The sequence below is a fragment of the Pseudomonas gingeri genome (assembly GCF_013385425.1).
Lineage (GTDB): Bacteria > Pseudomonadota > Gammaproteobacteria > Pseudomonadales > Pseudomonadaceae > Aquipseudomonas > Aquipseudomonas gingeri_D.
Window position 1 is genome coordinate 152,378 of the sequence record NZ_JACAQA010000027.1, and the last position, 14,149, is coordinate 166,526.

13 protein-coding genes are annotated in these 14,149 nt (G+C 60.4%); 7 read left to right on the forward strand and 6 right to left on the reverse strand.

Features of this window, described 5'->3' with window-relative positions; genetic code table 11:
- Positions 1–53 precede the first annotated feature (53 nt).
- Positions 54–998, reverse strand: coding sequence for a LysR substrate-binding domain-containing protein (locus HX830_RS26085; RefSeq protein ID WP_152737463.1), 945 nt, complete (start codon positions 996–998; stop codon positions 54–56).
- 169 nt (positions 999–1,167) lie between these two features.
- Between HX830_RS26085 and HX830_RS26090 the strand changes: the two genes are divergently transcribed.
- The 6 genes from HX830_RS26090 (at position 1,168) to HX830_RS26115 (ending at position 7,054) form a co-directional block, all read left to right on the forward strand.
- On the forward strand, positions 1,168–2,709 hold the full coding sequence (locus HX830_RS26090; RefSeq protein ID WP_177103510.1) for an HAL/PAL/TAL family ammonia-lyase: 1,542 nt from the start codon (positions 1,168–1,170) through the stop codon (positions 2,707–2,709).
- Positions 2,710–3,430: 721 nt separating this feature from the next.
- Positions 3,431–4,195 carry a transporter substrate-binding domain-containing protein gene (locus HX830_RS26095; RefSeq protein ID WP_371317548.1) on the forward strand — a complete coding sequence of 255 codons (765 nt, stop codon included), beginning with the start codon at positions 3,431–3,433 and terminating at the stop codon, positions 4,193–4,195.
- Positions 4,196–4,262: 67 nt separating this feature from the next.
- Entirely contained in the window at positions 4,263–4,979 is a 717-nt protein-coding gene (locus HX830_RS26100; RefSeq protein WP_152737461.1) for an ABC transporter permease, read from the forward strand.
- 26 nt (positions 4,980–5,005) lie between these two features.
- Positions 5,006–5,743: an ABC transporter permease gene (locus HX830_RS26105; RefSeq protein WP_103494990.1), complete on the forward strand. Its 738-nt coding sequence runs from the start codon at positions 5,006–5,008 to the stop codon at positions 5,741–5,743.
- A gap of 18 nt (positions 5,744–5,761) precedes the next feature.
- Positions 5,762–6,553, forward strand: coding sequence for an ABC transporter ATP-binding protein (locus tag HX830_RS26110; protein WP_152737459.1), 792 nt, complete (start codon positions 5,762–5,764; stop codon positions 6,551–6,553).
- A gap of 228 nt (positions 6,554–6,781) precedes the next feature.
- Positions 6,782–7,054: a DUF2790 domain-containing protein gene (locus tag HX830_RS26115; protein ID WP_103494992.1), complete on the forward strand. Its 273-nt coding sequence runs from the start codon at positions 6,782–6,784 to the stop codon at positions 7,052–7,054.
- Between the two features lie 67 nt (positions 7,055–7,121).
- Here HX830_RS26115 and HX830_RS26120 read toward each other — a convergent pair whose 3' ends face one another.
- The 5 genes from HX830_RS26120 to HX830_RS26140 all read right to left on the reverse strand — a co-directional run bounded on the left by HX830_RS26120 (position 7,122) and on the right by HX830_RS26140 (position 13,299).
- Complete coding sequence (locus tag HX830_RS26120) at positions 7,122–8,051, reverse strand: LysR family transcriptional regulator (RefSeq protein WP_177103514.1); 930 nt, start codon at positions 8,049–8,051, stop codon at positions 7,122–7,124.
- Positions 8,052–8,151: 100 nt separating this feature from the next.
- Positions 8,152–9,093, reverse strand: coding sequence for an aldo/keto reductase (locus HX830_RS26125; protein ID WP_177103516.1), 942 nt, complete (start codon positions 9,091–9,093; stop codon positions 8,152–8,154).
- Between the two features lie 132 nt (positions 9,094–9,225).
- Positions 9,226–10,674, reverse strand: a complete 1,449-nt coding sequence (locus HX830_RS26130; protein WP_177103518.1) for an efflux transporter outer membrane subunit — start codon at positions 10,672–10,674, stop codon at positions 9,226–9,228.
- A gap of 19 nt (positions 10,675–10,693) precedes the next feature.
- Positions 10,694–12,166, reverse strand: coding sequence for a DHA2 family efflux MFS transporter permease subunit (locus tag HX830_RS26135; RefSeq protein WP_152737454.1), 1,473 nt, complete (start codon positions 12,164–12,166; stop codon positions 10,694–10,696).
- A complete protein-coding gene (locus HX830_RS26140) occupies positions 12,163–13,299 on the reverse strand; it encodes an HlyD family secretion protein (protein WP_152737453.1) in 1,137 nt (378 codons plus the stop codon). Before HX830_RS26140 ends, HX830_RS26135 begins: the two co-directional genes overlap by 4 nt.
- Before the next feature lie 219 nt (positions 13,300–13,518).
- Here HX830_RS26140 and HX830_RS26145 point away from each other — a divergent pair, with 219 nt between their 5' ends.
- On the forward strand, positions 13,519–14,142 hold the full coding sequence (locus HX830_RS26145) for a TetR/AcrR family transcriptional regulator (protein ID WP_152737452.1): 624 nt from the start codon (positions 13,519–13,521) through the stop codon (positions 14,140–14,142).
- Positions 14,143–14,149 lie beyond the last annotated feature (7 nt).

A 14,149-nucleotide genomic window follows, 5' to 3' on the forward strand; every position in this document is an offset into this window, starting at 1 on the left:
GACGTGCCGAAGGCTCCCCCGCGCAACATTCACGATACGTGGTTTTGGCTCACTCAGAGGGTAGCGATCAAGCCAGCGGTAATTTCCTCTTGTGCCCTGCCCCGGCCAATCAACCAGCGCTGAAAGGCCCGGCATTGGGATTTCTGCAGGGTGTTGGGGTGCCAGCTCAGGTAATACGGCGAAGGCAGCGGCATGGCGCGGCCCCAGGGAATGACCAGGCGCCCTTCATCAATATCGCGGGAAATCATCGAAAACTGCGCCAGCACCACCCCCTGGTGATCGATGGCGGCTTGAATCGCCATGCTCGACGAAGAAAAACTGCGACGGATGACAATCGCCTGCTCGACCGCCACACCTTCGTGCTCGAACCATTCGGCCCATGAGGGCGGCGAGTCGAATTTCGGCCGCGAATCGATACGGATCAGCGGGTATTGGAGCAGGTCAGCGGCCTGCTCCACCCGGCCCGGATAGCCCGCAAGGCTCAACAGCTTCGGTGAGCAGGCCGGCACCACACAATCGCGAAACAGCACGACGCTGTGCTCGGCATATTGGCCTGGCTCGCCATAACCGATCCGAAAATCGGCGTTTTCCTCCTCCGAGGTATCCGCCAGCGTGCTGTCCAGATAGATGTCGAGGTCGCCATGCTCATGCTGCCATTCGTAGGTCAGGGGCGCCAACCACCGGGTCATGAGTGAAGGCAGGCCACTGACATACAGATTGTTGGGATTTTTCGAACGCTCGACTTCGGAAACGGCGGCCCTCAACTCTTCAAAGGCCGTGGAACAGCGCCCATGAAAACGCAGGCCAATGGCGTTCAGCCGCAGGCGCTGTCCCTCCTTGACCGTCAGGCTCATGCCCAGCGCCTCCTCCAGCAACTTCATCTGCTGGCTCACCGCGCCCACGGAGAGGTTCAAGCGTTTGGCCGCTTGGGAGATACCGCCGCAGTGACCGACGGTTTCAAACACCTGGAGGGCTCGTAAAGGCGGTAGACGGCTCATGGCGGTACAAAGCTCTCGAAGGCATTTTAAGTTTAGAAATTCTATTAAAACTAACAGAAATTGCCATATTTTCTTCATCGACAGATCGCTTTAGCCTTCTCCCACGCTCAATCGAGCGATGGCCCGGCCGGGCCGGGTCCTCAATCATTTCGTTTCTCGGGAGTTCGCAATGACAGCTCATCCTCAGCAGATCACTCAGGTCGTGCTTGGCGACAGGGAACCTTCCATCGAAGAGTTCGTCGCGGTAGCCCGTTACTCCGCCAAGGTGTCGTTTTCCGAGACCTACAAGCACCGCGTGAACCGGTCCCGGGGTCTGGTCGAGCGTTTCCTCGATGAAAATCGCCTGGTCTATGGGGTGACCACCGGCTTCGGCGACAACGTCCGACATGTGATTTCGCCACAGAATGCCAAGGAGCTTCAGGTCAATATCGTGCGCTCCCATGCCGTCGCCGTCGGCGAGCCGCTCAAGCGTGAACAGGTTCGGGCCATCCAGTTGATGGTATTGATCAGCCTGGGCAAAGGCTTTTCCGGGGTACGCCTGGAGTTGCTGGAGCTGATTGCCGGCCTGCTCAACCATGACGTCGTGCCGTTTGCGCCCGGCGAGGGGTCGGTGGGTTATCTGGCCGTCGAAGGGCACCTAGCCCTGGTCCTGCTCGGCGAGGGCAAGGCCCGGGTCAATGGCGGCGAGTGGGTGGATGGCGCCACCGCCCTGCAACAGGTCGGCCTGCAACCGACGGACCTGCAGTGCAAGGAAGGCCTGGCCATGCTCAACGGCACCATGTCGGTGACCGCCATCGCGATTCTGGCCCTCTACAATTCCATGCAGAGCGCCGCCCTGGCCGACGTCGCCGCCGCCCTTTCGCTGGAAGCACTGAAGGGCACGATTCGGGCCTTCGATCCGCGTTACCACTCGATCAAGGCCCACAAGGAGCAGGCGCAAACCGCCAGGGATATCAAGGCGATGCTGCACGACAGCCAACTGATCGCCGAAAACATCGACTACCGGTTGCAGGACGCCTACAGCCTGCGGGCCATTCCCCAGGTGCATGGTGCGTCGAAACGCTTTATCGAGCACGCCCGGGAAAATATCCAGAACGAAATCCACTCCTCGGGCGACAACCCGATCATCTACCCGCTGGAGGACGGTGACGGCATTGCCATTTCCGGCGCCAACTTCGACGGCAGCTATATCGGCATGTCGGCGGATTCGCTGTGCGTGGCGCTGGCCAGCCTGGCGAAGATTTCCGAACGCCGCATCGACCGTATGGTCAACTCGCACTTCAGCGAAATGCCGGCCTTCCTGGTGCGCAACCCGGGACTCAACAGCGGCTATATGATCCTGCAATACACCGCGGCGGGCCTGTATGCGGAAATGAAGGCGCTGTCATTCCCCTCCACGGTCGACAGTTTCTCGACCTGCGCCAACCAGGAGGACCTGGTCAGCCTGGCGTACAACGCGGCGATCAAGGCCTACAAGGTTTCCGAAAAGCTCGAGTCGGTGCTGGCGATTGAACTGCTGGTGGGTTGCCAGGCGTTGGACTTCCATGACGTGCACAAAGCTTCCAGCGTGACCAAGGCGGTTTACGACCTGGTGCGCAGTCGCGTACCGGTCGCCGACCATGATCGTGCCTTCTATCTGGACATGGTGAGTGTTACCGAGCAGGTACGCAGTGGTGAGGTGCTGGCCACGGTGCAGAAAAACCTCAAGTAAACAGGTTGACCCCGGGGCCGTCCTTTGGCCGTCAAGGTAGGTGTTTTGGCTACCTCTCGACGGCTGAAGGACGGCCTTTTTCGCTATACAAGCCCTCCCCAAAACGTTCCCCATCGCGCACTAACATCTCTCAAACTGTCACCGAGCGCCCCAACGTGGCGCAATTCCCAGCTCAGGTAACAACCGTTACCTCCTCGGCAAAGCTTCCAGAAAAAAAACGCCGCCCAGCAAAGCCTTGTCCTACAAGCGCTGCAGCAAAATCCCAGGTTTTATTGCATGGCGACCCGGCAAGTTGGCCGCTTGATTGCATATGCTTGTATGTACAAGTAAATGTGTGTGCGTATAAGTTGCCAGCACGATCTGTGCACAGCACCGGTTTACGCTCAAGAGCAAGGCCACAAACCTGCCGATGATCACGGCTTGATCGATCGATCAGGGGCACATGGAGAGGGGACGGCTAGCCAGGCTGAAACCATCAGGGGTGCGAATTAACCGGCTTGACTGGCGGGTTGGCTGTTTATGGTTTTGTCTTGTCTGCACAAGAACCGTTGCGCAGGCAAGCATTGGAGATTCGGCCTGAGCCGGATCAGTTCGCAACACTCCATTGATTAGGCAGGAAATTATCAAGATGTCGAAGAAATCAAGCTGGTTGGGTTCTGTAGCGCTCAGTGCAATGGTTCTGGCCTGTGCCCCGGCACTGCAGGCCAAAGAGTGGACCTCGGTGAATATCGCCACCGAGGGCGCCTATGAGCCCTGGAACCTGACGCTCCCAGGTGGAAAGATCGGCGGCTTCGAACCGGAGTTGATGGATATCATCTGCCCGCGCATGAAGCTCAAGTGCAACGTCGTGGTGCAGAACTGGGACGGGATGATCGCCAGCCTCAATGCCGGTAAATTCGACGTACTGATGGACGCCATCGTCATCAACGAGGAACGCCAGAAGGTCATGGCCTTCTCGACGCCTTACGCCCAGACCCCGGCCAGCTTCGTCTCGCTGAAAGCCGATCTGCTGCCGGGCAAGACCGGTGACGCCGCCGCCATCACCCTGGGCACCGACGCCAAGGCCGTCCGCGCTGGCGTCGAGGACCTGCGCAAGGCCCTCAAAGGCAAGACCATCGGTATCGCCTCCGGCACCATCTACACATCGTTCATTGATGAGAACTTCAAGGATGTCGCGACCATTCGCGAGTACGGCAGCTCGGCCGAAGCCATCCTCGACCTGCTGGCTGGCCGTATCGACGTCGCTTTCGATGACGTGACCTTCTTCAACTCGGTCATGGACAAGCCAGAGAACAAACCGCTGGTCTTCACCGGCCCGGTCATCAAAGGCCCGATCTGGGGTGAAGGCGAAGCGCTGGGCTTCCGTCAGAAAGACCCGGAGCTCAAAGCCAAGTTCGACGCCGCCCTCAAGGAAGCCATGGCTGACGGCACCATCAAGAAACTGAGCGAGAAGTGGTTCAAGGCAGACCTTACCCCTAAGCAGTGATTCTGAATGGCCCGGCAACGTAACGGTTGCCGGGTTGCTTGAACCTTCATCATAAGTGGGACCTTCTATGAACCTCTTGCAGCTACTCAGTTTTGGTGACTCAGGCTGGGGAATGGCGCTGCTCAAGGCAGCAGGCATGACCGTGGTATTGACCCTGGCGGCGCTGCTGGTGGGTGCGGTATTTGGCAGCCTGGTCGCTGCGGCCAAGCTATCCCGGCGGCGCACCCTGCGCTGGCTCGGGGACCTGTATTCGATTCTGTTCAGGGGCATCCCTGAGCTGCTGGTGATCTACCTGTTCTACTTTGGCGGCGCCAGTGTGGTCACCGCAGTGGGCCACTGGTTCGGCGGCGAAGGCTATATCGACGTGCCGCCTTTCCTGGTGGGCGCGCTGGCGGTCGGGCTGATTTCCGGCTCCTATCAGGCCGAGGTCTACCGTGGCGCTTTTCTCGCCGTCTCCAAGGGCGAGCTGGAAGCCGGATTGGCCATCGGCATGAGCCGGGCCATGCGTTTCAAACGGATCTTGATCCCCCAGGTACTGCGCTTCGCGCTGCCCGGGCTGGGCAATGTCTGGCAAATGAGCTTGAAAGACTCCGCGCTGATTTCCGTGATCGGCCTGGTGGAATTGATGCGGGCCAGTCAGGTCGCGGCCGGATCGACCCGGCAATATTTCACGTTCTACATCATCGGGGGCATCGTGTACCTGGTTCTCACTGGCCTCTCCGGTCGGCTTTTCAACATGGCCGAGGCTCGCGTGCGTCGCACGCAGCAGCGCAGCCCAGTCTAGTCTAGTCAGAGTCGGAAGGACTACTTATGATCGATTTTCCGTTCCTCGCTGACACCATGCTCAAGCTGTTGGCCGCGTTGCCCACCACGCTGACGCTGTTTTTCTGCTCATTGGTGATCGGCCTGACCCTCTCCGTCGGCATTGTCAGCCTGCGGGTCAGCCGCTGGTGGTTCTTCAGCTACCCGGCGCGTTTCTACATCATGCTGTTCCGCGGCACGCCGCTGCTGATCCAGATGTTCCTGATCTACTACGGGCTGGGCCAGTTCCCGGCCATCCGCGACAGCTTCGCCTGGGTCCTGCTCAAGTCGCCCTATGGCTGCGCGGTGGTTTCACTGGCCCTGTGTACCGCCGGTTATACCGCCGAGATCATTCGTGGCGGGCTGCTCAGCGTGCCCCAGGGACAGATCGAGGCCGGCAAGGCCGTGGGCATGTCGCCGTGGGAATTGCTGCGCCGGATCATTGCGCCGGTCACCCTGCGCCAGGCCCTGCCGGCCTACTCCACCGAAGCCATTCTGCTGGTCAAGTCCACGGCGCTGGCCAGCCTGGTGACGGTGTGGGACGTGACGGGCGTTGCGCAACAGATCATCCAGCGCACCTATCGCACGATGGAAGTGTTCATTTGCGCGGCCATGATCTACCTGGTGCTGAATTTCCTGGTCGTCCGTGCAGTCGCCTGGCTTGAGTATCGTCTCTCGCCGCACTTGCGGGAGCGACCAGTCGACGCCATCAAAAAAGCCAGCCCTTCGCTGCCTACCCATTCCTGATTTGATACGGAGCCTGCCATGAGCACTCAGTCCGCCTCTGCCCTGTCGGTGACTAATATTCAGAAGTCCTTCGGCAGTGCCCATGTCCTCAAGGGCATTTCCCTTGAAGCCCACAAGGGCGACGTGATCTCGATCCTCGGCGCCAGTGGATCCGGTAAAAGTACCTTCCTGCGCTGCATCAACCTGCTGGAGACCCCCGATCAGGGCATCATCACCGTCAATGGTGAAATGATCGAAATGAAGCAGCACGCCGACGGCCGCCAGACCCCGAGCAACGCCCGCCAGGTCGAGCGCATGCGCAGCTGCCTGGGCATGGTGTTCCAGAGCTTCAACCTGTGGTCGCACATGACCGTGCTGCAAAACGTCATTGAAGGCCCGATGCGGGTGCTCAAGCGCTCCCGTGCCGAGTGCGTCGAGGAAGCCGAGGCCCTGCTGCACAAGGTCGGCCTGTACGATCGCCGCGACTATTACCCGGCGCACCTGTCCGGTGGTCAGCAACAGCGCGTGGCGATTGCCCGCGCGCTGGCGATGAACCCTCAGGTGATGCTGTTCGACGAGCCGACCTCGGCCCTTGACCCTGAACTGGTGGGCGAAGTGTTGCGGGTGATGCGCTCCCTGGCCGAAGAAGGTCGCACCATGCTGGTGGTCACTCACGAAATGGGCTTTGCCCGCCACGTGTCAAACCGGGTGGTATTCATGCACGGCGGCTTGATCGACGTCCAGGGCACGCCGACGGAACTGTTCGAAGGCTTGCCTACCGAACGCTTCAAGCAATTCGTCTCCAGCCATCATGAGCGCACCACCGAATAAAGCCGCTCGGCGCCACTACCTCGCGGAACGACAACGGCCCCTGATTTGGGGCCGTTGTCTTTTCCAGTCGGTCATTGATGTGGAATCTGGCAACAGTGTTTGTCCAGTGAGCCGCTATATGGGGGAATAACAAACACCTAATATCGTCTCTACCCAGTGAGCCAATGCAATAAGCATTAACCCCTCACGAGGTAAACACTCGAAACTCCAGACGATACGGTGAACATCATGAACTTCGCAAAAATGGCATTGGTTCTTATTCTTGGCAGTGCAGCGGCGCAGGCATTTGCCGACGACGGCTATTCAACAGCCGCCACCAGCCAGCTCCCGGTTGAAACTTACACCGCTGCAGCAAAACCCGATATCGAGAAAGTCATTGCCATCACCGAGGCCGCCGACCAATGCGCGCCGGTGCCCGTGCAGATGACCTATGACGACTCCCACGGCCAACGCCATATCCTGCAATACGATGTCATGGGTAGCGGCTGCTCGAACGGCTGAGTGCCTTTGTGGACGATGGAGGGTCGACACTCCTTCCCCGCACGGCCAGATGAAAAAGCCATTATCGTTATTGTGAACCGACAATTTCCTTATTGGATGCCAACAACTCCGGAATCGCGCCTTTGAGAAACTCGACCCAGGTTTTTATCTTGGCATCGACGAACTTTCGCGAGGGATAGATTGCAAACAGATTCAACTCTTCAAGATGATGGTTGGGCAGTACCCGCACCAATGTTCCGTTCCTCAGTCCCTCGACAGCCGAAGCAATCGGCTGTATCCCGATCCCCATTCCGCTTTTTATCGCAACGGTCATGCCGTCGGCGGTATTGATGTGCAAGGGAGACAAGGGTGTCGTGACGCTCTCCAGGCCTTCGGGCCCTTCGAATATCCAGTTTTCAGCCGGCATCACCGTGTTCACGATTCTCAGGCAGTCGTGTGAACAAAGATCCCCCGGAGACTCGGGATGCCCGCGTTTTTCAAGGTAGGCGGGCGACGCACACAGAATACTGTAGGTGCTACCGAGCCGCTGGGCGACAAAACCTGAATCGGGCAAATCCCGCGCCAGCACAATCGACATGTCATAGCCCTCCTCCAGCAAGTCAGGCAGCCGATTGGTCAGGACCAGATCAAACATCACCGAGGGATGGGTCTCTCGATACATGGCAATGGCCTGGATCACATAGTGATTGCCGATGGCCGACATGGCGTGAATCTTCAGCCTGCCGGCCGGCATGACTTGAGCGGTACCGGCTTCCTCTTCCGCTTCACGCACCTCATCGAGGATTTTCTCGCAGCGCTGCAAATAACGCACACCGGCTTCGGTGAGTGCCAGGCGCCGGGTCGTCCGGTTGATCAAGCGGGTTTGCAGCCTGGCCTCCAGGCTGGAGACGGCTTTGGAGACGTTGGCGGTGGTGCTGTTCAGGATCTCGGCGGCCCCGGTAAAGCTGCCGCTTTGAGCGACCACCGTGAAAAAACGCATGGTCTGGAAGACGTCCATCGTTTCCACCTCGGGAAATCAGCAAAAATACCATAGCCCGGTCTGGAGAATGGCTCGTAAAAAAAGGGCGACCCTGCAAAAGCCGCCCCCTGCTTACGCGTTATTTCTTGCGCGGAATAAACCCGGGCACGCCGGTTTCCACTACCGAGTTGAAGCGTATCCGGGTGGTGATATCGTCCCGGATTTCAGCCATGGCCCGATGCGGCAAGGTGGCAATATCGAAGTTTTCCTGGATATGGCTCGGTGTTGCGCTGGTGGTCAGAAAAGCGGTTCCCCGCTGTACCGCCCAGGCCAATGCGACTTGCGCCGGGGTTTTCTGCAAGCACTGGGCGATTGCGGTCATCACCGGTTCTTCCAGCACATTGGGTTCCATGCCATGCCCCAGTGGCGCAAATGCCAGGAGGATAATCCCGTGCTCCTGGCAGAACTCGAGCAGTTCCCATTCAGGCAGATAAGGGTGGGATTCAACCTGCACGACGGCGGGTTTTATCCGCGCCACGGCCACCAGCGCTTTCAACGCGTCCAGGGTGATATCAGACAAACCGATGGACCTGCACCGGCCTTCATCCACCAGGCGCTCAAGGGCCCTCCAGGTCTCGATCAGGGTGACACCCGAATCGTAGATGACATGCCCCTGAAAATCCCTCGGGTCCTGGTCATCGCCGGGCTGAAAGGCAAACGGCGTATGGATCAGGTAGCAATCGATGTAATCCACCTGAAGTCGGCGGCAGCTGGCGGCAAATGCCGGCTCGACGCGCTCGGGACGATGGTTGGTATTCCACAGCTTGGTGGTAATGAACAGCTCTTCTCGCCGAACCTTGCCGGCCTGTAAAACCTCCTGCAGAGCAACACCGACACCTTCTTCGTTGCGATAGCGCTCCGCACAATCGAAATGACGAAAGCCCGTTTCCAACGCGGCCTTGACCGCTTGCGTGGTCACCGAGAGGTCTCGAAACAGCGTGCCAAAACCAACGGCCGGCATCTCGCCAGTTCCGTGGGCAATAGGGAATTTGGTGTCGCGAAGCGCATCGTGATAAGTCATGCCTTTACTCCATTGCCTGGGGCCACTACCGCAACCACGGCAGTGACCGTTCATAAAATTTCGGGAGGCCGGCCAGTTCGCGGAAACGGTCCGCCAAGACATGGCTCGGCTATGGGTTCGGCCTTGCCGCTGTCAGCGACCCGCCACTTTTTGCCCAAGTACACCGACGGAGTTACCGCCCAGCGCCACGAACAAGCGCACCGTGTCGAGATACCGCGCGGTCTTCACGCGGATCTGTCCCAGCAGCGCCTGTTGATACGCACGCTCGGCCTCCAGCACTTGAAGAACACTGTTCTCGCCTTGCGCATAGGCCTGTTGGTTCAAGCGCAAACTGGTTTCGGCGGCGCGCAGCGCGTCCCCTTGGGCGAGGTTTTCCTGCTCGTCATGGTTGATGGCCTGCAACGTGTCAGCGACCTGGCCGAAGGATTGGATGACCGTCTGCTGGTAGCCGGCGAGAGACGCCTTGTAGCCGTCGACGGCTGCCTGGCGTTCAGCCTTGAGCGTTCCGCCATCGAAGATCGGCCCCGCCAGTCCCGCCGCAAAGCCCCAGAGCGCCGCGCCGCCATTGCCGGAAGCGCCCTGCGCCAACGATGCGGAAAGCTCGACATGCGGATACAGGTTCGCGGTCGCGATCCCCACGGCGGCACTGGCCATCTGCAAGTCAGCCTCGGCTTGCCGGACATCGGGCCGGTCGTGGGCCATTTCCGAGGGCAGGCTGACCGGCACACCGGAGGGCAAGGCAAATTCGGCCAGGTCGAAGTCCGGCGCAATCCAGTCGGCCGGCCCCTTCCCGGTCAGAATCGACAGCGCATGACGTGCCGCATCCCGCTGCTGGGCCAGGGACGGCAACAGCGTGCGATCCTGCGCCAAGCGTGTCTCGGCCAGCGCAACATCGACCTGCGTGGTGCTGCCATTGAGGTGGGCCATGCGCACCAGCTCAAGATTCCGGGTGTCATCGGCCAGCAGTTTCTCGACCGCCGCCATTTGCGCGTTGGCAGAGGCCACCAGCAGCGCCTGGCTGGCGACGTTGCCGGTCAGGCTCAGATACGCCGCCTCGTAGCGATGCGTCTGAAGATCAACCAAAGCCGCTTGTTGTTCGACCCGCCGCTTGTTACCACCGAACGCATCCAGGTCGAAGCTGACTTGAGGCCCGATGCTGTAGAAGTTGGCCACCGATGGGTCGGCGGCGGTATGGACCCGCTGGCGACCGGCCTGGGCGGCAAAATCGACCCGCGGATAGAGCGCGCCTTGCGCCGCAACCACGGACGAAGCCGCCTGCCGGAGCGTCGCGTCAACCGCCACCAGCTCAAGATTGCCCTCGATTGCCCGACGGACAACCCGGTCGAGCTTGGGTGATTGAAAGGCCGACCACCAGTCACCGTTGATCTTCTGGCCCAGGTCAATCCGGCCCTTCTGACCGAGGCCCTGCTCGGCCTGCTGGTCATAGTGCTGCGACGCGCTTTCCGAGGGTGCCTTGTAGTCAGGGCCGACGGTACAGGCGGACAGGAAAAAAGCCGCCGACACCGCACCGACCGTCGTCGGGAAGAGGTGTCTGTTGAGGACGAATGCATTGGGTTTCATTTGCCAGACTCCACGAAAACTAGTTGGTCGGAACGGGTTTGCGAAGCAACACCACCAGCGGACTCACCAGCAGCATCACCCACAGCAAAATCTTGAATTGGTCGACGATGGCGATGAAGGCCGCCTGGCCGGTGATCATTTCGTTGAGCGCGCCCAGCGCCGGCAAGGACGTCGAGGCGGCCATGCGATACGCGGTCAGATGACTGGCCAGCGCCTGATGCATCGCCTGCGTGTTGTTGAAGAAACAGGCCTGCACCACCGCCACGCCCAGGGTGCTGCCATAGACACGGGCCAGATTGAAAAAGCCCGTCCCTTCCGGGCGCAGCTTCGGGTCCAGGGTGCTGAACGCCACCTTGCTCAGCGCCGGCATCAATACCCCGAGACCGGCGCCCTGGAGCGAACCGGCAACCGCCACCGGCCAGCCGTCCATCAAGGGTGAATAACCGAGCATCAGCCAGTTGGCATAGATCACCATGGCGATGCCCCCCGCCACGAAGGGCCGGCGGTCGAAACGTTCGGGAACACGGCCCATCAGCAGGAACGCACCGACCAACCCGACACCCCGCGGTATCGTCAGGTAGCCCGTGGTGTCAGGCGGAAAACCGAGCAGTTCATCCAGCATCGGCGAGGTCAGCGCCATGGTCGACAGCAGCACAAAACCGAGGGCGAAAAACATCACGGTCGACAGCACGAAGTTGCGATCCCGGAACAAGCCCTTGCTGAGGAAATGCACCTTGGCGGTCAGCACATGCACCACGAACAGGTAGAGCCCCAGCGCACAGGCCAGGGCTTCCAGCCAGATTTCCAGCGAGTCGAACCACTCCAGGCGCTCCCCACGGTCGAGCAGCATTTGCAGGCCGATCATGCCGAGCGTGAAGCTACCGAAACCGAAGAAGTCAAAGGGCGGACGTTTCTCGGCCTTTTTCTCCGGCAACAAAAATGTCACCACGAGGAAGATGAACAGCGACAACGGAACGCTGATGTAGAAGATCGAACGCCAACCGTAAAGCTCGCCAAGCCAGCCACCGAGACTCGGGCCACTGACGATGCCCAGCAGCACAATGGCCGTCCATATCGGGCCAAAGGTCCCGCGCCGTGCGGGCGGTAAAGTCTCCATGGCAATCGCCATCGACAGCGGTGCCAGCACGCCACTCGCGGCGCCCTGGATAATCCGTGCACCGACGAACTCCAGCGGCGTCGTTGCCTGGGTCGCGAGCAACAAACCCAGGACAAAGCCGGCTATCGCGGCTTGATACACCCGCTTCAAACCGAATCTCCCGGCAAGCCACTGCGCCAGCGGCAGGGTGATCGCGCTCGCCGCCAGATACGAAGTGAAGACCCAACCCGCCTGGTCATCACTCATCGACATCGCCCCCTGGATAAACCGGAGCACCGCATTCGGCAGCGGCAGGCTGGCGGACTGCATATAGGTCACGAACAGCGCGGCAAACCTGAGCGTAAGCGCGCCCTCTTCTCCGGGCTTGGCGTTCATTGGTCAGTCCCCGCGCTCAACAGCGCCGCGATCGGCTTCCACCAGGACGAGCGATAGCCGGTATCGACCTGGACCGTGGCGCTGGTGCCGGAGAACAACGGCAGATCCGGATCGGCTTGATCGAGTTCAAGTCGAACCGGAACCCGCTGGACCACCTTGACCCAGTTGCCGGTGGCATTTTCCGGCGGCAACAGGGCGAAGTCCGCGCCGGCCCCCGGGCTCATGCTGATCACGTGGGCCTTGAAGGCGTGCCCCGGATAGGTGTCAATACGGATCATCGCGGCCTGGCCCGGATGCATATGGGTCACCTCCGTTTCACGGAAGTTGGCCTCGACCCAAACCCGCCGAGACAGCAGGGCAAAAGCTGGCGCCCCATTGCTGACATAGTTGCCCACCTGCAAATCGTCGACCTTGGCGACGATGCCATCGTCCGGCGCATACACCGTCGCGTAGGAAAGATAGAGCTGCGCCTCATCCAGCTGCGCCTTGGCCTCACGAATCGCCGGGTGGCTGTCGACGTCGATATCCGGATTGCCGTTCAGCGCAACCACCGTGCTGGCGATCTGTTGTTCGATAGACGCCACGTGCTGCCGCGCCATTTTAAGGTCGGTGTCCGCGCGCTCATAAACAGAGCGCGAGACAAACTCGGTCGCCACCAGCGCCTGCTTGCGGGTGAGCTCCTTTTGGTCGAAGCCGGCCGACTCCTTGGCCGATTGCAGTTCGGCCTGTTGCTGGCGGTAGCTGCTCTTGAGTCCCTGGATACGCAGCCGCGCTACGTTCAGTTGGGCTTCGGCGCGGTTGACCGCGATCTGGAACGGCTCCGGATTGATCCGAAACAGCACCTGGCCCTTGCGTACCGGCTGATTGTCCTCAACGGCGATGTCCACCACCTGCCCGGAAACCCGGGCATTGACCGAGGCCTTCGCCACCCGGGCGTAGGCATTATCGGTCGAGACATAGGGTTCGCCGGCCAGATAGCGGGCATACCCGACGGCCGCGAAAAGCACTGGAACACCCACCATCAGCCATGGCCGCAACCGCTCCTTGAACGGTTTGCGGACAAGCGTACCAGCCGGGTTCGGCCCTGGATGCTCAAAGGTCTGCGAAGCGGGGATGTCGAACTGTTGGGTCATGATCGAATGCACCTTTAACCGGGAAATCGGGGTCGCTGTGAGAAAGCAGTCCATGCGCGGCCTGGAGGGTGTCTCCAGGGCACCTGTTTCATCGCAGCACCACCCGGTTCGAGCTCCGCCACAACAAATCCGAGATTCAGGAACTTATGGTTCCTTAATTTTGTGCGATGGTGTAAGAATATCCCCACGCAAGCCTTCACTCAAGGATTTTTATACAACATGGCACAAAATAAAGTCACCGAAGCCAAAGGCCGCGGCCGGCCTCGTGCGTATGACCCGCAGACCGCGCTGCAGCAGGCGCTTGGGGTTTTCTGGAGCACCGGGTATGCCGGCGCGTCACTGGACAGCATCGCCACGGCGGCGGGCATGAACCGTCCCAGTCTCTATGCGGCGTTCGGCGACAAGCATGCCCTCTATATCAAGGCGTTCGAGCAGTATTGGGCGCAGGCCTGCGCCGCCGTGCACGAGGCCCTGACGGACAGCACGCTGACCTTGCGCGAGGCGTTGCTGGGTTTCTACGAGGGGCAGTTGTCGATCTATTTCTCGGGTGACGGTCAGCCACGGGGCTGCTTTGTGATCGGCACGGCCACCACCGAGGCTGCCGAAGACCGTGAAATACGCGACCTGCTTGCGGATCGCCTGAGCCAGCTCGACGCCGATCTCGAAGCGCGCCTGCGCCTGGCCGTCGCCGCTGGCGAATTGAAAGGCGATGCCGACCCGGCCGCCCTTGCCGTACTCGCCTCCTCCCTGCTGCACAGCCTTTCGATACGGGCTCGGGCGGGCAAACCCCGCGCCGAATTGACGGAGCTGGCACGCAATGCGGTCAAGGTGATCTGCGGATGAGCTCGAA